The sequence below is a fragment of the Holophagales bacterium genome, assembly GCA_016719485.1.
Lineage (GTDB): Bacteria > Acidobacteriota > Thermoanaerobaculia > UBA5066 > UBA5066 > UBA5066.
The window spans coordinates 1-21,425 of record JADJZB010000012.1 but is presented as its reverse complement, the minus strand read 5'-3'; the positions used below and the strand labels follow the sequence as shown (position 1 = coordinate 21,425).

Annotated in this window: 17 protein-coding genes, 1 tRNA gene and 2 pseudogenes; 8 read left to right on the top strand and 12 right to left on the bottom strand. The window is 68.9% G+C overall.

Annotated elements, in window-relative coordinates; all coding sequences use genetic code 11:
- Positions 1-35: 35 nt before the first annotated feature.
- From IPN03_09695 to IPN03_09685, 3 genes are all read right to left on the bottom strand, one after another.
- Complete coding sequence (locus IPN03_09695) at positions 36-965, bottom strand: hypothetical protein (protein MBK9373984.1); 930 nt, start codon at positions 963-965, stop codon at positions 36-38.
- A 67-nt stretch (positions 966-1,032) separates the two neighbouring features.
- A complete protein-coding gene (locus IPN03_09690) occupies positions 1,033-2,673 on the bottom strand; it encodes an alpha-D-glucose phosphate-specific phosphoglucomutase (protein ID MBK9373983.1) in 1,641 nt (546 codons plus the stop codon).
- A 69-nt stretch (positions 2,674-2,742) separates the two neighbouring features.
- On the bottom strand, positions 2,743-3,327 hold the full coding sequence (locus IPN03_09685; GenBank protein ID MBK9373982.1) for a TMEM165/GDT1 family protein: 585 nt from the start codon (positions 3,325-3,327) through the stop codon (positions 2,743-2,745).
- A gap of 275 nt (positions 3,328-3,602) precedes the next feature.
- Here IPN03_09685 and IPN03_09680 point away from each other — a divergent pair, with 275 nt between their 5' ends.
- Positions 3,603-4,832 carry an RtcB family protein gene (locus IPN03_09680; GenBank protein MBK9373981.1) on the top strand — a complete coding sequence of 410 codons (1,230 nt, stop codon included), beginning with the start codon at positions 3,603-3,605 and terminating at the stop codon, positions 4,830-4,832.
- 98 nt (positions 4,833-4,930) lie between these two features.
- On the opposite strand, the gene IPN03_09675 is transcribed toward IPN03_09680, so the two are convergent.
- Together IPN03_09675 and IPN03_09670 are read right to left on the bottom strand one after the other, a co-directional pair.
- Entirely contained in the window at positions 4,931-5,608 is a 678-nt protein-coding gene (locus IPN03_09675; protein ID MBK9373980.1) for a hypothetical protein, read from the bottom strand.
- A gap of 15 nt (positions 5,609-5,623) precedes the next feature.
- Positions 5,624-6,133 (bottom strand): sigma-70 family RNA polymerase sigma factor, encoded by a 510-nt coding sequence (locus IPN03_09670; protein MBK9373979.1) that lies wholly within the window; start codon positions 6,131-6,133, stop codon positions 5,624-5,626.
- A 131-nt stretch (positions 6,134-6,264) separates the two neighbouring features.
- On the opposite strand from IPN03_09670, the gene IPN03_09665 reads away from it, so the two are divergent.
- A complete protein-coding gene (locus tag IPN03_09665; GenBank protein MBK9373978.1) occupies positions 6,265-6,729 on the top strand; it encodes a TerB family tellurite resistance protein in 465 nt (154 codons plus the stop codon).
- Positions 6,730-6,763: 34 nt separating this feature from the next.
- On the opposite strand, the gene IPN03_09660 is transcribed toward IPN03_09665, so the two are convergent.
- A complete protein-coding gene (locus tag IPN03_09660) occupies positions 6,764-8,041 on the bottom strand; it encodes an RNA polymerase sigma factor (protein ID MBK9373977.1) in 1,278 nt (425 codons plus the stop codon).
- 16 nt (positions 8,042-8,057) lie between these two features.
- Positions 8,058-8,405: a hypothetical protein gene (locus IPN03_09655; GenBank protein MBK9373976.1), complete on the bottom strand. Its 348-nt coding sequence runs from the start codon at positions 8,403-8,405 to the stop codon at positions 8,058-8,060.
- A 560-nt stretch (positions 8,406-8,965) separates the two neighbouring features.
- Between IPN03_09655 and IPN03_09650 the strand changes: the two genes are divergently transcribed.
- The 3 genes from IPN03_09650 to IPN03_09640 all read left to right on the top strand — a co-directional run bounded on the left by IPN03_09650 (position 8,966) and on the right by IPN03_09640 (position 11,561).
- The gene (locus IPN03_09650; GenBank protein MBK9373975.1) at positions 8,966-9,547 is read left to right on the top strand and encodes a TetR/AcrR family transcriptional regulator; all 582 of its coding nucleotides are present in this window, start codon (positions 8,966-8,968) and stop codon (positions 9,545-9,547) included.
- A gap of 143 nt (positions 9,548-9,690) precedes the next feature.
- Positions 9,691-10,566 (top strand): oxidoreductase, encoded by an 876-nt coding sequence (locus IPN03_09645; GenBank protein MBK9373974.1) that lies wholly within the window; start codon positions 9,691-9,693, stop codon positions 10,564-10,566.
- Entirely contained in the window at positions 10,563-11,561 is a 999-nt protein-coding gene (locus IPN03_09640; protein MBK9373973.1) for an NADP-dependent oxidoreductase, read from the top strand. The genes IPN03_09645 and IPN03_09640 overlap by 4 nt, the downstream gene beginning before the upstream one ends.
- Before the next feature lie 206 nt (positions 11,562-11,767).
- Here IPN03_09640 and IPN03_09635 read toward each other — a convergent pair whose 3' ends face one another.
- The 4 genes from IPN03_09635 to IPN03_09620 all read right to left on the bottom strand — a co-directional run bounded on the left by IPN03_09635 (position 11,768) and on the right by IPN03_09620 (position 17,382).
- On the bottom strand, positions 11,768-12,745 hold the full coding sequence (locus IPN03_09635) for a nucleotidyl transferase AbiEii/AbiGii toxin family protein (protein MBK9373972.1): 978 nt from the start codon (positions 12,743-12,745) through the stop codon (positions 11,768-11,770).
- Positions 12,742-13,527: a type IV toxin-antitoxin system AbiEi family antitoxin domain-containing protein gene (locus IPN03_09630; protein ID MBK9373971.1), complete on the bottom strand. Its 786-nt coding sequence runs from the start codon at positions 13,525-13,527 to the stop codon at positions 12,742-12,744. Before IPN03_09630 ends, IPN03_09635 begins: the two co-directional genes overlap by 4 nt.
- 154 nt (positions 13,528-13,681) lie before the next feature.
- Positions 13,682-17,062, bottom strand: a complete 3,381-nt coding sequence (locus IPN03_09625) for a hypothetical protein (protein ID MBK9373970.1) — start codon at positions 17,060-17,062, stop codon at positions 13,682-13,684.
- A 243-nt stretch (positions 17,063-17,305) separates the two neighbouring features.
- Positions 17,306-17,382, bottom strand: a tRNA-Met gene (locus tag IPN03_09620).
- Positions 17,383-17,611: 229 nt separating this feature from the next.
- Between IPN03_09620 and ahpC the strand changes: the two are divergent.
- From ahpC to IPN03_09605, 3 genes and pseudogenes are all read left to right on the top strand, one after another.
- Positions 17,612-18,177 (top strand): annotated as a pseudogene (ahpC, locus tag IPN03_09615) (peroxiredoxin).
- 144 nt (positions 18,178-18,321) lie between these two features.
- Positions 18,322-19,598, top strand: a pseudogene (locus tag IPN03_09610) (FAD-dependent oxidoreductase).
- Between the two features lie 205 nt (positions 19,599-19,803).
- A complete protein-coding gene (locus tag IPN03_09605; GenBank protein MBK9373969.1) occupies positions 19,804-19,983 on the top strand; it encodes a hypothetical protein in 180 nt (59 codons plus the stop codon).
- Positions 19,984-20,325: 342 nt separating this feature from the next.
- On the opposite strand, the gene IPN03_09600 is transcribed toward IPN03_09605, so the two are convergent.
- Positions 20,326-20,607 (bottom strand): hypothetical protein, encoded by a 282-nt coding sequence (locus tag IPN03_09600; GenBank protein MBK9373968.1) that lies wholly within the window; start codon positions 20,605-20,607, stop codon positions 20,326-20,328.
- Positions 20,608-21,425: the final 818 nt, after the last annotated feature.

Genomic DNA, 21,425 nt, shown 5'->3' with positions numbered 1-21,425 from the left:
CTCTCCCTGGGCCTCGGCCGAGACCGCGAACTTCGTCAGGTAGGCGCCCAGGGGCGCCTCCGAGAGGATCGCGCAGCCGCGGTAGCGCTCCTCGAGGTAGACGCGGTCGGGCGTCCGCGCGAAGAAGGCGTCGGACGGGGCACGTCCGAAGCTCGAGGCGAGAGCTCGCGGAGGCGCGGCACGTCGACCCCCTCCCATCCGTCGTGCCGTGCGATGCGTGCGCCGCGGCGGAGGAGGGTGCCGGCGCCCTTCACCGTGAAGAGCTCGCGGAGGACGTTGAGGGGGGAGGTGACGGCGACCGTGAAGGAGGGCGGCGCGGCCTCCTCGCAGAGGCGCCGCGCGCCGTCGAGGATGAGCGCCTCCTTCCGCGAAAGCTCGCCGCTCGCGAGAAGGCCGGGAACGTCGGTCGTGAGGTTCACGATCGGGACGAGGACGCCCCCCTGGCGGAGGCCGCCGGGGCGGTGGAGGAAGAGGAGCTTGCGGGCCTCGAGCTCGCCCAGGAGCGCCCCGAGGCGGTCGAGCCGATCGCCGGCCTGATCGTCCCCGCTCGGCTCGAAGACGACGATCGGGACGGCGCCGCTGCGGGCGCAGGCGGTGACGCGGGCGGCGAGGCTGCGGCGTCTCGCGCGGAGAACCTCCACCCGGACCCCCTCGTCCTCGAGGTGCCGCCGAAGGGAGCGGGCGTGGAGCACCGCCTCGGCCGGCTGGAAGATTCCGAGGACGACGGTCGGGAAGAGGTCGAGAGCCGCGAGGAACTTGAGGTCCTGGACGACGGCGTCGGCGGCGTCGGCCATGACGTTGGCGTCGATGGCGATCGCCGCGAACTGCTCGCGGGGATGCGCGCGGAAGAGGTCGAGGTAGAGCCGCGCCTCGGTGGGCCGGCCGGTGCTTTCCAGGAACCGCAGGACGACGTCCTGGGGGGCGAGCTCCCCGGGTGAGGCGGGAGCGGGGGGATCGGCGCTCATGGGGGTGGAAGGATACGGACTTTCCCCGCCGCACGCAGTCAGGGCGGGGCCGCTGGGGACGTACCGCCTACGAACCCGCGAGCGCCTCCGACACGAGCGCCCGTGCCTCTTCCTGGAGAAGGCGCAGGTGGTCGGGGCCGCGGAAGCTCTCCGCGTAGATCTTGTAGACGTCTTCGGTCCCCGACGGGCGAGCGGCGAACCAGCCGTCGGCCGTCGTCACCTTCAGCCCGCCGATCGCGGCGCCGTTGCCGGGGGCCTTCGTCAGGACGGCGGTGATCGGGGCGCCCGCGAGCTCCTTCGCCTTCACGTCCTGGGGCGAGAGCTTCCCGAGCCGTGACTTCTGCGCCGGCGTGGCCGGGGCGTCGACCCGCTCGTAGACCGGCTCCCCGTAGCGGGCCGTCAGCTCGCGGTAGACGACGCCGGGGTCCTTTCCGAGGACGGCGGTGATCTCCGCCGCGAGGAGGCCGAGGATCATCCCGTCCTTGTCCGTCGTCCAGACCGTCCCGTCGCGGCGGAGGAACGAGGCGCCCGCGCTCTCCTCTCCGCCGAAGCCGAGGTCGCCGGAGAGGAGCCCGGGGACGAACCACTTGAAGCCGACCGGCACCTCGACGAGCGAGCGGCCGAGCCCCGCGGCGACGCGGTCGATGAGGCTCGAGCTGACGAGCGTCTTGCCGATGCCGGCGTCCCTCCGCCAGCCGTCGCGCGCCCCGAAGAGATAGTGGATGGCGACGGCGAGGTAGTGGTTGGGGTTCATGAGGCCCGCGGGGGTGACGACGCCGTGACGGTCGGCGTCCGTGTCGTTCCCGATGGCGACCTGGTAGCGGTCGCGGATGGCGATCATCGAGGCCATCGCCGACGGGGAGGAGCAGTCCATACGGATGCGGCCGTCCCAGTCGAGCGTCATGAATCCGAAGGCGGGATCGACGCGCGGGTTGACGACGGTGAGGTCGAGCCCCCAGCGCTCGGCGATCCGCTGCCAGAAGTCGACGGCGGCTCCGCCGAGCGGATCGACGCCGATGCGGACTCCGGCCGAGCGGATCGCCTCGAGGTCGAGGACGGAGGCGAGGTCGTCGACGTAGGCCGTGAGGTAGTCGTGCGCGGAGGTCGTGGCGGCCTTCCGGGCGCGGGCGAAGGGAATCCGCTTCACGCCCTCGAGCGAGGCCGCGAGGAGCGCGTTCGCGCGGTCCTCGATCGCCTTCGTCGCGTCGGTGTCGGCCGGCCCTCCGTGCGGCGGGTTGTACTTGAAGCCGCCGTCCTCGGGAGGGTTGTGAGAAGGCGAGATGACGATGCCGTCGGCGCGGGGGCCGTCGTGGTGGCGGTTCCAGGCGAGGATCGCGTGCGAGATCACCGGGGTCGGCGTGAACCGGTCCGCCGCGTCGACGCGCACCTCCACACCGTTCGCCGCGAGCACCTCGAGCGCCGTGCGGAACGCGGGCTCGGAGAGGGCGTGGGTGTCCTGCCCGAGGAAGAGCGGCCCCGTTGCCCCGTTCTCCTGCCGGACCTCGCAGATCGCCTGCGTCGTCGCGAGGATGTGTGCCTCGTTGAAGCTCGCCTTCAGCGACGAGCCCCGGTGCCCCGACGTCCCGAATGCGACGCGCTGCCCGCGCTCTCCCGGGTCCGGGCGCTCGGTGTAGTAGGCGGCAACCAGGCGGGGAACGTTGACGAGGTCAGCGGCCTCGGCGGGCCGGCCGGCGCGCGGGTGGCTCATGGGTCCCTCCGGCCGGACACCGTATTCGCCTCTCCGGGGGGAGTCAACGAGAGCGGTCTCTTTACCCGCTCATCGGAAGGCCTGCCACAGGGTGACGGCCCCCGAGGCGAAGAAGATCACCGACGCGCCGAGCTTGATCGCCCGCTCGGGCAGCCTCTTGCCCAGGACGCTCGCGACACCGATGGCGAGGCCGTCCGCCGCGACCATTCCGAGGGTGCTCCCGATCCACACGCCGATGAACGACGGGTACTGGGTCGCCACGCTGATGGTGGCGAGCATCGTCTTGTCTCCGAGCTCGGCGAGGAAGAACGCAATCGCCACGGTCAGGAACGGGCCGAAGCGAGCGGTCTTCTTCGTGTCCTCGTCGGAGATCTCGTCGCCCCGAAGCGTCCAGAGCCCGAAGGCGATGAAGGAGATTCCGGCGAGCAGCTTGATCCAGAAATCGGGGAGGATCGTGCCGGCGGCTTCTCCCAGGAAGACGGAGAGGAGGTGGACGAGCAGCGTCGCCACGAAAACGGCGGCGAGCACCACCTTCGCCGAGTAGCGCGTCGCGAACGCCATGGCGACGAGCTGGGTCTTGTCTCCCAGCTCGGCCACGAACACGATGAAGAGCGAAACCCAGAAAGCGGTCACGCCGGACTCCCCTCGATCCATTGCGCCTGGCCGAGGTGTCCGACGCCGGGTTGCGACGTGACCTCGGCCGGGCTTCTGCCCGTTCCGAAGGTCTCGTTCGCCCCGATCGGGGTGGGGGACCGGGTCCGCGAGGACCGGTGTGTCGATCTCCCCTCGGCCGCCACGGGCGGCCGGAACTACTCCCCTTACCGGTCGGCGAGTCTAGCACCGCGAGGGCGAGCGGCGGTCCGTCGGCGCGAGGAGGTCGTACTCTGATGCCGCTTCGACACTCCTCGTAGCGCCTTTCGGGAGACGCCATGACCGACCGCAACTTCGACGTGACCGACATCCCGGGCGGCGTCCCGGTGAAGAGCTGGACGAGGGGCGTCCCGTTCGAGCCCGAGGCGCGTAAGCAGCTCGCGAACATCGCCCGCCTCCCGTTCATCCACAAGTGGGTGGCGGCGATGCCCGACGTCCACCTCGGGATCGGGGCGACGGTCGGAAGCGTCGTCCCGACGTTCGGCGCGATCATCCCGGCCGCGGTCGGGGTCGACATCGGCTGCGGGATGATGGCGCTGAAGACCGACCTCTCGGCGCGCGACCTCCCGGACGACCTCCACGCGGTGAGGACCGCGATCGAGAGCGCCGTGCCGCACGGCCGGACCGACAGCGGCGGCCGGAACGACCGGGGCGCCTGGTCCGACCCGCCCGAAGCCGTCCTCGAGGCGTGGGCGCCTCTCGAGCCGCGCCTCGCGGCACTCGTGGAGAAGCACCCGGCGCTGCGCAAGGCGAACCACCTCGCGCACCTGGCGACGCTCGGGACGGGGAACCACTTCATCGAGGTCTGCCTCGACGAGGAAGGCTCCGTCTGGCTCATGCTCCACAGCGGCTCGCGGGGCATCGGGAACAAGATCGGCACCTACTTCATCGCGCTCGCCAGGGAGGACATGCGCCGGCACTTCATCAACCTGCCGGACGCCGACCTCGCCTACCTGCCCGAAGGGACGAAGCACTTCGACGACTACGTCCAGGGCGTCGGCTGGGCCCAGGAGTACGCCCTGACGAACCGGCGGCTGATGATGGCGAACGTCGTCGCCGCGCTCCGCACGCTGCCGGGCCTCCCGCCGTTCACGGCGGGGATCGTCGCCGTCAACTGCCACCACAACTACGTCGAGAGGGAGCACCACTACGGCCGGGACGTCTTCGTCACGCGGAAAGGGGCGGTGCGGGCGCGGAAGGGAGACCTCGGCGTGATCCCCGGCAGCATGGGGACCCGCTCGTACATCGTGCGCGGCCGCGGAAACCCCGAGAGCTTCGACTCGTGCAGCCACGGCGCGGGGCGGTCGATGTCCCGCGGAGAGGCGCGACGCCGGTTCACCGTGGCCGACCACGTCAAGGCGACGGAAGGGATCGAGTGCCGCAAGGACGAGGGCGTCATCGACGAGACGCCGGCGGCCTACAAGTCGATCGACGCGGTGATGGAGGCGCAGAGGGACCTCGTGGAGGTGCTCCACACGCTCCGCCAGGTCGTCTGCGTGAAGGGATGACGTCGCTCGTGAGGATCGACGGCGCGGTGGGCGAAGGGGGCGGCCAGGTCCTCCGGACCGCCCTCGCGGCTCGACGCGTCGGCCGGCAGGCCGCGAGGTCAGGCGTGGCTCTCTTCCTCTTCGAACCGCGAGATCGAGCTCAGGAAGCCGGCCGCGGCGTTCAGGCTGTCGCCTGCAAGGTCCCGCATCAGGCCCTGGACGAAAGGAGAGCGCTCCATCCGGGAGGCGTAGCGCCTCGCGGTCCATACCGCCAGCAGGATCACCAGAACACCGAAGAGGAGGTTGGCGATCAGAAAGGCAGCGCCGCAGGTCTCGTAGGCATCGACGCCGAAGACGCCCTTCAGCGCCACGATCAGGAGAGGGGTCCAGAGGAGCGGGGAGCACAGCAGCGTCCACTTCGTGGCGCGAATCCGCTCGACGCGGAGCGATTCCAGCCGCTTCTGAATCCCGACGATCGGCGCGTCGTAGTCCAGCGTTCCGATCGCCACCAGCTGGCGAATGGAAGCGACGATGAGTGCGATCACGCTCAGATGGAGGCCTGCAGCCGGAATCACGAAGCGGGCCTCGGAGATGTGGCTCGCCAGGAACGAGCCCGTGAGCAGGACGGCTGCGACACTCAGCGCGAGTTCGAGCCAGAGCAGGCGAGACAGCGCCTTGGTGGCCGTGTCGGCTTTCGCGAGAACGGAGTCGTTCAGCAGGCGCGCGTTCAGGCGGAGGCGGACGTCCAGCTTCCTGTCCTGGTCTTCCCATTGGCGCTTCAGATCGTCGAGTTCCATGCTCCGTCCTTCCGTTCAGGCTGTCTTCGTCAGGTCGCGCCGGAGCTTCTGCTTGATCCGGCTGATCTTCGTGCCGACGTTGGTTTCCGATATCCCGAGAATCTCGGCGATCGTGTCGTAGCGGTTTCCGTCGAGGTAGAGGAGGACGAGCGCCCGGTCGAGCGCTTCGAGCTGCCCGATGAGGTGCTGCAAGAGCCGGAGGTCGTCGTCCGAACCGGTGGATCCGGCGGCTTCCGCCGGGATCTCCAGGAGGGTGTCCTCGGCCGGCACGTGGAAGCGTGACCGCCGGGCCTCACTCCGATAGAAGGAGATGGCCACGTTCAGGGCGATCCGGTACATCCACGTGGAGAACCGGTAGCGCTCGTCGTAGCGGTCGAACGAGCGCCAGAGCTGAGCGACCATCTCCTGGACCAGGTCCTGCCGGTCTGCCGTGCTCTGGCAGTACGAGCTCGCGACCTTGAAGAGGATCTTCCTGTGCTCGTCGAGCAGGATCAGGAATCTGTCCTGCCGCGCCGGGTTCGTCATTCGGTGTCCCTTCACTCGGTCGCGGCGCTGTCGATGCCGCCTTCATCCCATGATTCGCTCCAGGTCCCGGAAAATCACAACCCGGCGCCGGTCATCTGGACGAAGCCCCCGAGGGACGAGACACTAGCGCGATGCTCGACTCCCTCAAGCGGTTCTTCCAGGAACGCATGGCCGCCCGCCCCGCCCAAGCCGCGGGCGACCCGGGCCAGCGCCTCCGCCTCACGGCCGCGACGCTCCTCGTCGAGGTGATGCGCGCCGACCCCGAGGTCAGGGACGAGGAGCGGACGGTCGTCCGCACCGCGCTCCAGGGGACGTTCGGCCTCTCGCTCACCGATACCGAGGAGCTGGTCCGGCTCGCCGAGGCCGAGGCGGACGCCGCGACCTCGCTCTACGAGTTCACGAGCCTCGTCGACAAGGGGTTCTCGCTCGAGGAAAAGAAGCGCATCGTCGAGCTGATGTGGCTCGTCGCCTACGCCGACGCCGAGAAGCACCCCCTCGAAGAGCACCTCATCCGCCGCGTCGCCGGCCTCCTCAACGTTCCCCACCCCGACTTCATCGACGCAAAGTCCCGGGCGCGGGGAAAGAGCGGGGGGTAGCGGCGCCCGCCACGCACGGCGCGCGGCCCGAAGCCTACGCGGATGGGGCCGCCTTATCCCACTGCTTCACCCTGCTGGCCAGCAGCTCCCGTTCCCGCAGGTTCTTCGTCATCGCGATGGCGCGTCGGATCTCTTCACGTGCCTCGGAGAGCCTGCCCAGCTTCATCAGCAGGTCTCCGCGGACGCTGGGAAAGAGATGGTAGCCGGCGAGGGCGGAGTCGGCGAGGGTGGCAGCTGCGTCGAGTGCGTCGAGTCCTGCGGCCGGGCCCTGGGCCATGCCGACGGCGACCGCGCGATTGAGCGCCACGATTGGAGACGGGTTGATCTGCAGCAGGGCGTCGTAGAGAAGGACGATGCGATTCCAGTCCGTCTCTTCGGCGGTGCGGGCGCGCATGTGACATGCGGCAATGGCCGCCTGCAACGCGTAGGGTTTCGCGCCACCGCCGAGTCCATGCGCTTGCTGGAGCGCGGTCATTCCCCGCTGGATCTGGGCGTGATCCCACAGGGAGCGGTCCTGATCCGGGAGTAAGACGGCCTCGCCGTTCCTGCCCCGGCGTGCTGCGTTGCGCGAGGCCTGCAACTCCATCAATGCCACGAGCGCTTGGACTTCCGATTCGCCGGGGAGAAGCGGACCGAGCATGCGCCCCAGGCGCAGCGCCTCTTCGGAGAGAGCCGTCCGCATCCATTCGTCGCCCGAGGTGGCGGTGTAGCCCTCGTTGAAGATCAGGTAGACCACCATGAGGACGGACTCGACCCTGCGACGCAGCTCGTCCCCGGTCGGCGTCTCGAAGGGAACGTGGGCCTCCGAGAGGGTCTTCTTGGCGCGGGAGATCCGCTGGCCCAGCGTCTTCTCCGGCACGAGGAACGCACGCGCGATCTCCGCCGTGGTGAGGCCGCCGATCAGGCGCAACGTGAGCGCGATCCGTCCTTCCACCGCGAGCACGGGGTGGCACGCGGTGAAGACGAGCCGCAACACGTCGTCGTCGATCACCTGATCCAGCGCGTGCTCCAAAGCGTCTCCAAGCCGCTGCTCCTGCCACTCCAGCTCGCGGGCGATCTCGCCATGCTTTTGTACGAGCATGCGGCCGCGCCGCAGCGTATCGATCGCGCGCCGCTTCGCCGCCGTCATCAGCCATGCCCCGGGTTTGTCGGGGATGCCTTCCTCGGGCCAGACCTCGAGGGCCGTCACGAGAGCATCCTGTGCCAGCTCCTCGGCGATGCCGACATCGCGGGTGACGCGAGCGATCGCGGCGATGAGGCGTGTGGACTCGATCTTCCACACCGCCTCGATCGACTTTTCGACGTCGCTCAGGAGCCTGCCTCCGTCGTCAGTCGGGCGACGGATTGAAGAAGATTTCCCGCACCTCGACCTGCCCCCGGGTGGCGGCGACGCCCTTGCGTGCCCAGGCCACCGCCTCGTCCATGTCGGCGCATTCCAGTATCCAGAAGCCGCCGATGTGTTCCTTGGCCTCGAGGTACGGCCCGTCGGTGACGAGGACGCCGCCATCGGCCTGGGGTCGCAGCGACTTCGCGGAGCCGAGGCCGCAGGCGAACTTCCTGACGCCGGCGGCAATCATCTCCTTGTTGAGGGCGTGGATCTCGCGGCCCACCGCTTCGTCCATCTGGGACGGGTCGAAATCGTCGGGGAGGTAACCGGCAACCAGGAACTGCGGCATAGTCTTCTCCTGTCCTTCAGGCGGGGCTCTCTGCCTGGCCTTCACTACAACGACGAACGGCGAGACCGGAATTCTACAAACCGTCAGGAAAGTGTCGTTCGTCAGTCCGACCCGACCGTGGCCGACCGAGGCTCGCATCCTTGTGATGCCGCCTGGCCGCCTTCGAGCCCGCAGAGGAGGTCCACCCGGGGGCCTTCGACCGGCATCTCCGGGTCGAGGCGTTCGTTCCGCCCGGGCGCCTCGGGCGGAAGGCCTCGGGTCGAGACGAGGTCCGCATGATCGACCTATGCCGAACCTGACCCGAGCCCGGAAACGAAGAACCCGGCGTTTCCGCCGGGTTCCCGTAACCGCTTGCTTCTGCGGATCTTATGTATGGTTGCGGGGGCAGGATTTGAACTTGCGACCTTTGGGTTATGAGCACCTGCACCAAGACGAATGAAGTGGCGCTCGAAGCGATTCGAGAATTTCGGCTCCGAAGCGGGGCCGCCTCCGCGCCTCTTTCGCCGGCGCACGTCGCGTACTTGACCCGGTATGATAGGCATCATATTCTGATCGGCGAGATGCGACGGTCCGCCCCCAGCCGCAAGGAAGCGACGCACGAGCGCATCGTCGAGGCCGCCGCGCGCGCGATCCGGCGCAGCGGCTACGACGGTACCGGCATCGCCGACGTCATGAAAGACGCCGGCCTCACGCACGGGGGCTTCTACGCCCACTTTTCCTCGCGCGAGGCGATGCTCGCCGAGGCTGCGGATCGCGCCGGCGCCGAAGCCGTCGCCGCGTCGGCGCGCATCGCGGCCGCCGCCTCGCCGCCGCAGGCGCTCCAGGTCCTGCTCGAAGCGTACCTGTCCAAGGCGCATGTCCAGAACGCTGAGACGGGCTGCCCGGTCGTCGCCCTCGGCTCGGAGATGCCGCGCCAGGCCCCCGAGGTGCGCCGCGCCTCCACGCGGCGCATCAAGGAGATGATCGACCTCGTCGCGCGCCAATCGCCCGACTGGGGCCAGCCGGGCGCGCACGAGCGTGCCCTCGCCACCGTCGCCACGATGGTGGGCGCACTGCTCCTGGCACGCGCTGTCGACGACCCGAAGCTCTCCGACGCGCTGCGGAGGGCGGCGCTCGAACACCTCGCCCCGACCGGCGCCTGATCCCGCGTTCACACATGAAGAGGGTTTCGCTTGAATCGAAATATGATTCTCATCATATCTTCGGAATCACGACAGCCGCCAACGTGCGGTCGGCGCGGGAGGAATTCGATCAACCCGGGAGCTGCACGGAAAGGAACGACGAGATGAATGCCAGGAGCAAGACAGCGATCGTGACCGGCGCCTCGTCAGGCATCGGCCAGGCCACGGCCGAGCGGCTGACGAAGGCGGGCTACAGGGTCTACGGCACCAGCAGGCGGGGAGCGACGGCGGGACAGCAACGGTTCGAGATGCTGCCCCTCGACGTGACCAGCGATGAATCGGTCGAATCTGCCGTCAGCGACGTGATCCGGTCTTCCGGACGCATCGACGTACTCGTGAACAACGCCGGCGTCAGTGTCGTCCCCGCGGGAGCGGAAGAGAGCTCCATCGAACAGGCCCGCTCGATTTTCGATACGAACTTCTTCGGGATCGTACGGATGACGCGCGCGGTGGTGCCACACATGCGGCGCCAGGGGAGCGGCCGCATCCTCAACATCGGCTCCGTCCTCGGCTTCCTGCCCGCGCCGTACATGGCGCTCTACGCCGCAACCAAGCACGCCGTCGAAGGCTATTCGGAATCGCTGGACCACGAGCTACGGACGCGGGGCATTCGGGTCTCGGTTATCGAGCCTGCGTACACCAAGACGGCCCTCGACGCGAACGCGCTGGAACCCGACTCGAAGCTCGAGGAATATCGCGAGGTGGGCGCGGCTCTGAGCCATCGGATCAGCGCGATCATGGCGACGTCGGACGAGCCGGGCGTCGTGGCCGACGTCGTGCTTCGAGCTGCTCTCGCCGTACGCCCGAAGCTCCGATACACCGCCGGCAGCTTCGCGAACCGGCTGCGATGGCTCCGCAGGTTCGCGCCCGCGGGCCTGATGGACGCCGGGATTCGAAGGAACCTGCGCCTCGACACACCCGCAGTGACTTCGTTGCGCGACTCCCCGGTCCCGGAAAGTCCGCGAGCGGAGCGCGGATGAGAGCGCTCGCCATTCGCCGTTACAGGGCACCGATGGAGATGATGGACCTGCCTCGACCCGAGCCGGGACCGGGCGATCTCCTCGTGCGGGTACGCGCCGCCGGCGTCAACCCGCTCGACTACAAGATCCGCGACGGCGTCGTGAAGGTGCTGACCCCCTACGCGTTTCCGCTGATCCTCGGCACCGATCTCGCCGGCGACGTGGAAGCGATCGGCCCGGGCGTGACGAGATTCAAGTTGGGCGACGCCATCTATGCGCGCCTCGACAAGGAGCGGATCGGCGCCATCGCCGAGTACGCTCTCGTGCGCGAAGGCGCCGCGGCGAAGAAGCCCGCGCGCCTGGACTACGTGCTGGCGGCATCGCTTCCGCTCGTGGGGCTCACCGCCTGGCAGGCCCTGGTCGAACTCGCACGGTTGCAGGCGGGACAGAAGATCCTCATCCACGCCGGCTCGGGCGGCGTCGGCACGTTCGCCATCCAGCTGGCCAGACACCTGGGTGCAGAGATCGCGACCACGGCCGGCGCCCGGAACCACGCGTTGGTGAGGGCGCTCGGCGCGGACCTGGCGATTGACTACAGGACGACCCGCTTCGAAGACGTGGTCAGGGACCAGGACGTGGTCCTCGACTCCCAGGGGGGCGACACGCTCCTCCGCTCGTTCGAGGCGGTCAAGCCGGGCGGCGTCGTCGTGACGATAGGCGGCCGGCCCGACGGGAAGTTCGCACGCGCATGGGGCCTCGGCCTGCCGCTCGTCTGGATCCTCGGGTTCCTGAATCGTAAGGTCGACCGCCTGGCCAGGGAAAAGGGCGTGAGCTTCGAGTACCTGTTCATGCGAGCGAGCGGCGAGCAGCTGGACAAGATAGCCGCGCTGGTGGACCAGGGTGTCATTCAGCCGGTCCTGGACAGGACCTTTCCGCTGGAAGCCGCGGCCGAGGCCATCTCCTACGTGGAGTCCGGCCACGCCGTGGGAAAGGTGGTCATTCGCGTCGGCGAGTAGCTATCCCGAAGCTATCCCGCGCCAGAAAACGAAGAACCCGGCGCTTCCGCCGGGCTCCCGTAACCGCTTGATTCTCGCGGACTTATGTATGGTTGCGGGAGCAAGATTTGAACTTGCGACCTTTGGGTTATGAGCATTCCCGTCAGGATGGGTGCAAAGCGATCGAGGCCTTTCGCAAGGCCCGAGTCCCCGAAGCTGAATCCGCCTCAGCCAGGAAGACCGTGGTGCTTCCGAACGTTCAGCGCCTTCCACGCCAACGCCGGGTGTGCCGCGATGATGGCGCGCAGCCGCTCGTCGTCTGTGAGGAGCGCTGGGACGATCTCCCCTCGGTCGTTGACTCCATCGAGGAAGGATCGTTCGTTCTCCCGGAGCGGGAGCACGACTCCGAGGAGTCGTTGGCAGTCCGCCACGAGAGATGTGGTCCATGCCGCCACGTCAGTCTTGGCGGGTACGAGGTCGCTCCGAAGCATCGGGAGGAGCCGCTCCGTCACGTCCGCCGATGACGTCGTGACCGCCTCGGCGCCGACGGTGCGCCAGTCGACACGATTCACAGCGCCGTAAACGACGAACGCGAGGCGGAGCTTCCCCGCATCGAGCGTTCCGGAGCGCAGGATCTCGCGCGCGTCGAAGAGGTCGCGGCTCGCGCCGCGTGCGAGGAGCGCGGCGAGCTTTCCCGCGGCGAGTTCGTGCGCGTCGAGTATCGGGAACTTGCCGCGCGTCGGGATTCCGGGGAGCGCGGAGGATGACCGGATCTCCGTGGGCCAGAGCGGGGTACGGAGCATGTAGTTCACGTCGAGCTCGAGCGTCCCTGTCCCGCCCGCTCCGGCAACGAAAGAGAGCCGCCACTTCCCGCCAGCGTGGTCGGTCGGGACGCGTTTCACTGTGAGGCCGCTTCGTTCGCACGCAGCGTGGAGCCCTCGCTCGACGTCCGGACGCTCGGTCTCCATCGTTGCCCGATCGACGGCCCCGACGTAGTTCAAGTCGATGTCGATCGAGAGGCGGGGGACGCCGAGGGCGAAGAGATTGAGGGCGGTGCCACCTTTGAGGGCGACGCGTGGTCCGGTGTACGGGTGCGCGCGAATCGCGTCGAGGAGGCCGAGGAGGAGCAGCACCTTCTCGAGCGTCTCGGCCCGGAACCCCGTCGCTCCGGCGAGCCGTTGGAGGTCTGCGAGGGACATCGTCATGGCACCTCCGCCCAGCGGCGCTCGAGGACGACCTTCGGCACGACGAGGTTCCAGGACGCGACGAGATGCCCAGGGCTTCGTCGCGCATCGAAGTACGTCGGCTGCTTTGGCCGACGTGCTCGCAGCGGCGCGAGGTGCCGCTCCTCGACCTGGAGCGTGTCGCCGTGCTGCTCGAGAAAGAACCCGACGCGGACCGCACTGATGGCGGTGTCGCGGGCGAGGGCCTCTGCGACGACCGAGTCGAGGTCGAAGAACTCGACCATCTCGAGCGACCTCCAGACCTCTTCCCATCCCCCGCCGACATCCGGCGCGTCGACGAGATCGACGAGCGTTCGCTCGAAGGTTGTGACGCGGACTGTCCCTCCGGCGTGCAGCTCCTCGACGACGCCCGCGCTCGGGACCGAGGCGCGAGCACGCGGACGGACCGGAACGAAGGTGCTCCCGCGGAACGTGAACGCGGTGACCTTCGCCCTCGTCGCGACGTGGAACCGGTTCCAGATGGAGTACGTCCGGCCCCGATACTGAAGCGCGGCGTGAAGTGCGACGGCGGCATCGGGTGCCAGCCGGGTCGCGACGAGGTACGGGTCCGGCGCGAATGACTCGGCGTCCGCCCCGCGTGGCACGACCGCGTAGAGGCCCCGGCGCACGCGCACCAGGCGTCCCTCGCGAAGGTAGTACGTGAGGAGATTCGTCCCGGTCCGCATCGCGGCCTGGTCCCGAACCGTCCCGAACTCGGTTCGGGTGAAGACAGGGTGGGTGGCGAAAAAGTCGAGTGGCTTCACTTGCGTCTATGGAGCGAAAGGCACAAGAAATTTAGTCCTTTCGATCCGATGACGCAAGTGTTGGCCACTAATCCGGGTTCCGGCCGGGAGCGCCAGGCACAGAAACAACGAGGGGCGGCGACGCGATCTTGTGGCCCCGCAGGCGAATCCTGCCCTATCTCCGCTCGACCATCGGCAGCAGAGTGCCGTCCGAGGTCACGTTGTCGTTCACCACGCCGTACGCGACGAACCGGCCCGAGTCGCCCACGCGCCGCACTTCGGCCCACGCGTCGCCGCCGTAGCCGATCTCCTTGAGAGGCCGGTTCCACTGGAAACGCCGGCCGGGCGGGAGCGTTACGGAGGGAAGGGTCCCGATGATCGCCCCGTCGGATGCCTGGTGAAGCGTCACCTCGAGAGTCATGTCCGGCCCGCCGTCGGGCTCGGGGTTCGCGACGGAGACGTTCGAACGGAACCCGGTGTCTTCGCGCAGGCCTGGGACGATCGCGCGCTCCCCGGCCCACCGCACCTCGTTCACGACGGGGACGCTGACTCCGTAGTCGCCCGATGCGCCGGCGCCGCGCGCCTGGACGACCGCCGTCACGAGGAGGTCGGCCGCCCCTTCCTGCCGATCCGACGAGAACGTTAGAGTCCCCGCGAAGTCGTCCGGATCGATCGGGACACCGTTTTCGACGAGCCACTCGCCGGCATCCGGCACTTCCACGAATTCGTCGAGGTCAACACCGACCGGAAACGTCGACCCGCCTTTCTCGTCGCGATAGATGACGGTGAAGGTGAGCCCCGTCTGCGGGAAGCCCCACCGCTCCCGTCGTCCGAGCGTCAGCTCGGTCCGGTACCGCCCGTGCTCAGACGTCACGCCGACGACGGCCGGGAGGAATCGCGTGCGCCGGCCCGGCAGGACGTCCGGCTCCTCGAACGGCACGACCGTCCCGTCGTTCGTCGCGCCGTCGTTCCTCACGAAGTAGCCGAGGAGGTCGTTGCCCGCCACGAAGAGACGAGGGGCCCCGGCGGAGAGAGACTCGATGCCGAGCGAGCCGAGCTGCTTTGAGGGATCGGGATCGACCTGGAGAAAGCCCCCCGCGGGAATCGGATGCTGGGTGTTGACGTCCGGCACCTGCCTGAAGTCGGCGCGAGCCCCCACCGGAAGGTCGGTGCCGTCGCGCGCCGCGGCTAGCGCGAGGTGGAGACGGCTGCCGGGCGAGCTCACCGGCCGGAGCAGCGTGGTCTCCTTCGGAAAGCTGCCAGGGTCCGTTCCGAGGATCGAGGTCCCCGCCGTCCCGCCGTCGGAAGGGCTGAAGACCTGAACGGCCGCCCAGGCGTCACGTTCGTCCGAGAGCCCGTCGAACTCGACGCCGAGCGGACCGACGAAGGCGGGAACGGGGTCCGCGATCCGTCTCTGCGCGCCCGGTCCGAGCGGGACTTCGAGCACCGGCTCGGTCGCCGCGCCGGCATAGACCCTCGCCACGCAGGCGTCGACCGGCGAGAGGTTCGCCAGCGCCAGCTCACTCCGGTAGCGGGTCCCGCCGTACCCCGTCGCATCGACGACCGCTGCCAGGTTCTTCCGGACCCTCGGGACGGGCCGCAGGAGCGGAACCCGCACGTTCGCTCTGTAGGGCCACTGATATCGATCCCCGCTGGCAAACCGGCCTTCAGGGTCGATCGTCTCCGGCACGGGCTCTCCTCGCTGCCTGAGAAGCCGGCCTCGCTCGAACCTCAGGCCATTGAAGAAGAGTGCGGCGCCCACCCTCGCGATCCCGTCTCCGGTACCCCCGTCGTAGCCTGCCCATCGGACATCTTCGGAGTTCAGCAGAGTCTCCGCGCCCCCCGGAGACGGCGAGACGATCACTGCGCGGAGCCCGTCCTCACGGGAGACGTCATTCACGAAGAGAACCGTGCGGCCCTCGACCTCGACGACGTCGCGGACGACCATCCGCGGGTCGAGGTCCGTGAACGCCGGTACGAGCCGGTCGCCGTCGACGCGATAGGTCGGTTCGTTACGGACGCTCGGCGGCCCGCACCCGCAGTTCGTCGTCGCGAAGACCTCCCCTCCCGCCTCGCGGATTGCGGCGATCCCGCCGACCCGGGAGTCCGGCGTCGGAGTCACCGCGAGGACCGTCCACGTTCCCTCCCGGAGCCTCGCGATCTGACCCGGCGGGCCCGCCACGTAGAGGTCCTGCCCGGTCGCGAGCATCGGGCCCCCGAATCCGACGGGAGCCTTCAGGTCGATCCACTGGTCCGACGTCTCGTCGTGAGCGAAGAGGCCGAAGTCCGACACGGACGCGTTCGCCCGCACCACCGGCCGGTCTCTCCAGATGGTCCCGAGATTGGCCCATTCGGACCTCGGAGGGGCCGCGAGTTTCGCCCAGCCGTTCCCGTCGCGCCGGAAGAGACGGGTCCCTCGAACCGCGAACGTCTTCGTCTCACCCATCCGGTACGACTCCGCTCCGGCCGGTCCGCCGAGCAGCGACGTCGCGATCCACCCCGACCCATCCCGAACGTGGACGTCCCAGCCGTCGGCCGACGTGAAGATGCGGTTCCCGGCGACGGAGACGATCGGCGCGGGATATCGCGCGGTCACCGGCGATTCCGGCGTCATCCGGACGAGGGCGTTTCCCTCGAGGAGGTAGATGTTGCCGCGCCACTCGGGGCTCGTGGCGAGGAGCCGCCCGTTCCACTCGATCGGCCTGGGGCCTCCCGAGCTCACCGTGATGTCTCGGGGAATCGGAATTGGGTCCGAGAAGCCGGCGGTTGTGAGGATTCGGGCGACGAGCTCGATGTTGCTGAGGCCGTAGACCACCCAGAGGCTGTTCGGCGTCGATTCGAAGAAGGTCCAGACGGGCAGGTCCCACTGAGGCAGCTGCGTCCACCCGGTCTCGTCGAGCCGGTAGAAGGGATAGGGCGGCGCGCTCGCGAGTGCGGCGACGTCGCGCGCACCCGGACCTCCGCAGATCGGCGGCGTCTCGATCAGGTGGAGCTTCCCCGACAGCACGAAGAGCGTTCCGGAACAGGCGGGCAGGGGAGTCTCCTCCCGGATCGAGCCGTCCGCGAGGGAGACGGAGCGAAGGCGCCGGGCCTCCAGCCCTATCGCGGGATCGCTCGCACAGCCGCAGCTCTTGAAGGCCTCCGCCAGGACGTAGAGCCTCTCTTCCGACCGAATGACCGGATGGCAGGACGTCTCGCTCCAGAGCCGGGTCCACGCGTCGCCGTTCAGGATGAAGAGCTGAACCTGGCACGTGGTGTAGCTCTCGGTCGTTGCCCCGAACCGCCCGTTCGCGAAGAAGAGCGTCCGCTTGCTCCCGACGACCTCCGTCGTGCGAAGGGGTACGGGGCGCCACGTCGTTCCCCGCAGCTCCCAGTCCCCCGACGGACCGAACGCAAGTGTCCGCGTCTCGTCCCCGAGGATCTGGACCGCCTCCGGCGCCCTCGGTCCCTCGTCGGCCACCTTCCAGACGACGTCGGCGCGCCCCGGGGTCGCGACGAGAAGCGTGAATGAAGCGAGGAGCCCGGAGAGCGCGGCGAAGCGGGAACGGCTGGGCATACCTTCCCTCCATTTCGATAGTAGTGCGCCTGAGTGGGTTCGCCTGACAACGGAGCGCTCCCCCGTGCCCGCCACCGCTGCGGTCCCGATCGAAGGCTGGACTGCGATCCCGAGGTGGCAAACCGCATCAACAGCGGTCCGAGAGCCACAAACCTAGGGATGACCTAGGGATTCGCTAAGAAACGAAGAACCCGGCGTTTCCGCCGGGTTCTCGTAACCGCTTGATTCTCGCGGACTTATGTATGGTTGCGGGGGCAAGATTTGAACTTGCGACCTTTGGGTTATGAGCCCAACGAGCTACCAGGCTGCTCCACCCCGCGTCAGGGGAGGGGGAAGATACTTTGGAGGATGGGGGAAGTCAAGCGCCGGGCCGTGGCCGCGGCCGCGGGCCGGGAAGGGGGGTGCGTCGGACCGCCTCCTCGTGCCATTCCTCCGTCCGGTGAGCCTCATCGAGAGCCCGGGACTTCCCTTTTCAATCCGTTTGTTCTATATTGGACGTAGTCTAAATAGCGAGGCGATCGCCCGCTTGAAATAGCAAGGAGAAGACGCATGAGCATCATCAACACCCAGATCCCCGAGTTCAAGGTTCAGGCTTACCACGAGGGCGCCTTCAAGGAGATCTCGAACAAGGACCTCGCCGGCAAGTGGGCGATCTTCTTCTTCTACCCGGCGGACTTCACGTTCGTCTGCCCGACCGAGCTGGGCGACCTGGCCGACAACTACGCCGAGTTCAAGAAGCTCGGCGCCGAGATCTACTCCGTCTCGACCGACACCCACTTCACCCACAAGGCGTGGCACGCCGCGTCCGGAGACGATCAAGAAGATCCACTACCCGATGCTCGCCGACCCGACGCACCACCTCTCGAAGGCGTTCGGCGTCCACATCGACGACGCCGGCCTCTCCTACCGCGGAACGTTCGTCGTGAACCCCAAGGGGCAGATCAAGATCGTCGAGATCCACGACAACGGCATCGGGCCGCGACGCCAAGGAGCTCCTCCGCAAGGTCCAGGCGGCGGTTCACATCGCCAAGCACCCGAACGAGGTCTGCCCCGCGAAGTGGACCCCGGGCGCGGAGACCCTCAAGCCCAGCCTCGACCTCGTCGGCAAGATCTGATCCGGACCCGGCGTGGAGGACGCGGCCATTCGGGTGCCGCGTCCCCTCCGGCCGTTCAGGTCCACCGACTCCGGCGCGAGCGGGAGTTCCTGCGGAAAGCGGAGCTCGTCCCCGCGCACACCCGAATAGGAACAGAGAAACCTCATGCTCGACGCCCTCCTGTCCGCGCAGCTCCAGCAGCTCTACCGCGACCTCCCCGGTCACGATCGTCCTCCGCCAGCGCCCGTCCGACCACGCGAAGCAGGACGAGCTCGTCACGATGCTCGCCGACATCGCGGCGGCGGCACCGGAGAAGGTCGTACACCGCGTCGAGGGCGAGCCGGCCTCGATTCCCTCGTTCGAGGTGGCCGTGGAAGGTCGTCCCGCGTCGATCCTCTTCAAGGGGATCCCCGGGGGGCACGAGTTCTCCTCCCTCGTCCTCGCGGTCCTGAACACCGCGGGCCTCGGGAAGCGGCCGGACGAGGGGCTGCAGGGCCGGATCAGGCGGCTGAAGGGGCCCGTTCGGCTTCGGACATTCGTCTCCCTCTCCTGCCACAACTGCCCCGAGGTGGTGCAGGCCCTGAACCAGATGGCCCTGATCCACCCCGACTTCGTCCACGAGATGGTGGACGGCGGCCTCGCGGAGAGCGAGGTCGAGAAGCTGGGGATCCAGGGCGTCCCGACGGTCATCTCCACGATCCACGAGAACGCGCAGGTCTCCGTGGGCCGGGCCGGCCTCGTGGAGCTGATCGACGCGCTCGAGGAGCGCTACGGCGCCGAGACGTCGGAGGCCGCGCAGAACCTCCCGGCGCGCGAGCCCTACGACGTCGTCGTCGTCGGGGGCGGGCCGGCCGGCGCGTCGGCCGCGATCTACTCCGTCCGAAAGGGGCTCCGCACGGCCCTCGTCGCCAAGAACGTCGGCGGACAGGTCCTCGAGACGGTCGGCATCGACAACCTCATCGGGACGACGCACACCGAGGGGAAGAAGCTCGCCGCCGACATCCTGGCCCACGTCCGCAGCTACCCGGTCGAGATCCTCGACAACCGGCGCGTCGAGGCGATCGAGAACGGCGAGCTCAAGACGGTCCGCCTCGCGGGGGGCGAGGTGCTCCAGGCGAAGTCCCTCATCGTGGCGACGGGCGCCCAGTGGCGCGAGCTGAACGTCGCCGGCGAGAAGGAGTACATCGGGCGCGGCGTCGCCTTCTGCCCGCACTGCGACGGTCCCTTCTACAAGGACAAGAGGGTCGTCGTCGTCGGCGGCGGCAACTACCTGAACCGCTTCGGCGAGATCGTCGTGGACGACAAGTGCCGGACGTCGACGAAGGGGATCTACGCGGCGGGCGACGTCACGACGACCCTGCGATAAGCAGATCATCATCTCGATGGGCGAGGGCGCGAAGGCCGCGCTCGCGGCTTCGGAGGACAGGATCCACGCGGCGTAGCGACGCAGGGCCTCCTTGGCGCTCGCCGGGAGGCTTCTCGTCCTCTCCAGAGGGCGATCCAGGCCCGGTCGAGAGCGAATGGCGCTTTCGCGCGCGCGAAAGGGTGATGCGCCGCACTCTCGGGCGTTCCGCCGGGCTGGCATCGGGCCTGCAACGGACGGGGTGGGAGCAACGAACTCCCACAGATCGTCCAAGGAGGTCCGACATGAAGAACGCCAACCGGAACATGATCCCGCCGCAGCGGCGGCCCTCACCCGCGGTGGCGCCGTCGGCCCCGGCGGACGTGCGGGTCCACGTGAATCTCCTGCTCCCGCCTGCGCCCCACGAGGTGCTGCGCCACCTCCCGTGCCGCCCTGCCCGTCGTCGTCGACGTACGTCACGATGACCGCTACGGCCGGTGGAACTACGAGAACCGCCACCGCGACGACCGCTACGGCCGGGACGCCTATCGGTACGACCGCCGTTACCGCGACGCCGCCCGCTGGGCCTGGGTCGAGGGCGCTGGGTCGCCAGGCCTACCGCGGCGCGGTGTGGGTGACCGGTTACTACGACCGGTGGGGCCGCTGATCCCCGGCTACTGGGCGCGGCCCGGCTACCGGTAGATCACGTCACTCGCCGGAACCCGCGCTCGCGGGCGTGCGGAAATCCGGGCGCTGGTGGCGTGCGACGAAAGCACCTCCGCGAGCGCCCCTGCCTGCGTCCAAGGCGTCCGTGGAAGGTGCGAACGCTAGAGGGGCGCGAAACCGAAGCGCAGGACGTCGGGGGCGCGGAAGTCGCCGACGACGCCGCGGGCGACGAGCGCCCGCATGACGGCGTAGCCGTCGGGGTGCGAGAAGGAGACCTGGCTGCCGCGGAGGGAAGGGACGCGCGGGGAGACGAGCCGGACTGCGTCGCCGCAGAGCTGCTCCACTGCCTCGACGAAGAACGAGGTGAGCGCCTCCGACTTCTCGCGCACGAGCGCGAGGTCGGACTCGAGGATCACGTCGAGCGCGGCGTCGAGGGCGGTCATGGAGAGGATCGGCGGGGTGCCGCAGAGGAAGCGCGAGATCCCTGCCGCGGGCCGGTATCCGGGCTCGAAGGCGAACGGCTCGGCGTGCCGGAGCCAGCCGGAGAGCGGCTGCTCGAAGCCCCTGATGGCGGGGCGCGACGTAGAGGAACGCCTTGGGGCGCCCGGTCCGCCGCAGAGGTACTTGTAAGCCGCAGCCGACGGCGTAGTCGGCGCCGGCGGCGGTCAGGTCGACCGGCATCGCGCCGGCCGTGGGTGCGCGGGAGGAGGTCCCAGACGGCGAGCGCGCCGGCCGGCGTAGCCGCGGCGTGACGGCGGAGAGGTCGTGCCGCTCGCCAGTCCGGTAGTCCACGTGCGTCAGGAGGAGGCGGCGGTGTCGGCGTCGAGTAGGGACGAGAGATCCCTGCTCTTCGGAACGAGGTGGACCCGGTATCCGCGGTCGAGGAGGCGCGCGAGGCCTTCGCCGAGTCGTAGAGGTCGGTGGGGAAGTTCCTCCCTGAGAGGATCGTCCGGCGCCCCTGCCGCAGGGCGAGCGCCGCTGAGAGGGACCTTGAAGTCGTTGACGGAGGTCGAGTCGGCACAGACGACCCCGCCGGCCCGCGCCGACGAGGCGGGCGGACCTGTCGCCCACGCGGCGCGGGAGGTCGATCCACCCGGCGTCGCTCCAGCTCCTCACAGTCCTTCCCCCACTCGCGCGCGAGACGGCGCCCGGCGACGCGCCCGTGCCCGCAACTTTCGGGAGGCGCGCTGAGCGAGATTGCCGTCGAGGCAGACGAGGCCGTCGGGGAGGACGTGAAACGTCCGCGGAAGGGGCGAGCGGG

Excerpts from the sequence above, each read along its gene's own strand:
- IPN03_09695 (MBK9373984.1), bottom strand. The coding sequence starts at position 965 with ATGAGCGCCGATCCCCCCGCTCCCGCCTCACCCGGGGAGCTCGCCCCC.
- IPN03_09690 (MBK9373983.1), bottom strand. The coding sequence starts at position 2,673 with ATGAGCCACCCGCGCGCCGGCCGGCCCGCCGAGGCCGCTGACCTCGTC.
- IPN03_09685 (MBK9373982.1), bottom strand. The coding sequence starts at position 3,327 with ATGGATCGAGGGGAGTCCGGCGTGACCGCTTTCTGGGTTTCGCTCTTC.
- IPN03_09680 (MBK9373981.1), top strand. The coding sequence starts at position 3,603 with ATGACCGACCGCAACTTCGACGTGACCGACATCCCGGGCGGCGTCCCG.
- IPN03_09675 (MBK9373980.1), bottom strand. The coding sequence starts at position 5,608 with ATGGAACTCGACGATCTGAAGCGCCAATGGGAAGACCAGGACAGGAAG.
- IPN03_09670 (MBK9373979.1), bottom strand. The coding sequence starts at position 6,133 with ATGACGAACCCGGCGCGGCAGGACAGATTCCTGATCCTGCTCGACGAG.
- IPN03_09665 (MBK9373978.1), top strand. The coding sequence starts at position 6,265 with ATGCTCGACTCCCTCAAGCGGTTCTTCCAGGAACGCATGGCCGCCCGC.
- IPN03_09655 (MBK9373976.1), bottom strand. The coding sequence starts at position 8,405 with ATGCCGCAGTTCCTGGTTGCCGGTTACCTCCCCGACGATTTCGACCCG.
- IPN03_09650 (MBK9373975.1), top strand. The coding sequence starts at position 8,966 with ATGCGACGGTCCGCCCCCAGCCGCAAGGAAGCGACGCACGAGCGCATC.
- IPN03_09645 (MBK9373974.1), top strand. The coding sequence starts at position 9,691 with ATGAATGCCAGGAGCAAGACAGCGATCGTGACCGGCGCCTCGTCAGGC.
- IPN03_09640 (MBK9373973.1), top strand. The coding sequence starts at position 10,563 with ATGAGAGCGCTCGCCATTCGCCGTTACAGGGCACCGATGGAGATGATG.
- IPN03_09635 (MBK9373972.1), bottom strand. The coding sequence starts at position 12,745 with ATGACGATGTCCCTCGCAGACCTCCAACGGCTCGCCGGAGCGACGGGG.
- IPN03_09625 (MBK9373970.1), bottom strand. The coding sequence starts at position 17,062 with ATGCCCAGCCGTTCCCGCTTCGCCGCGCTCTCCGGGCTCCTCGCTTCA.
- IPN03_09605 (MBK9373969.1), top strand. The coding sequence starts at position 19,804 with ATGAAGAACGCCAACCGGAACATGATCCCGCCGCAGCGGCGGCCCTCA.
- IPN03_09600 (MBK9373968.1), bottom strand. The coding sequence starts at position 20,607 with ATGACCGCCCTCGACGCCGCGCTCGACGTGATCCTCGAGTCCGACCTC.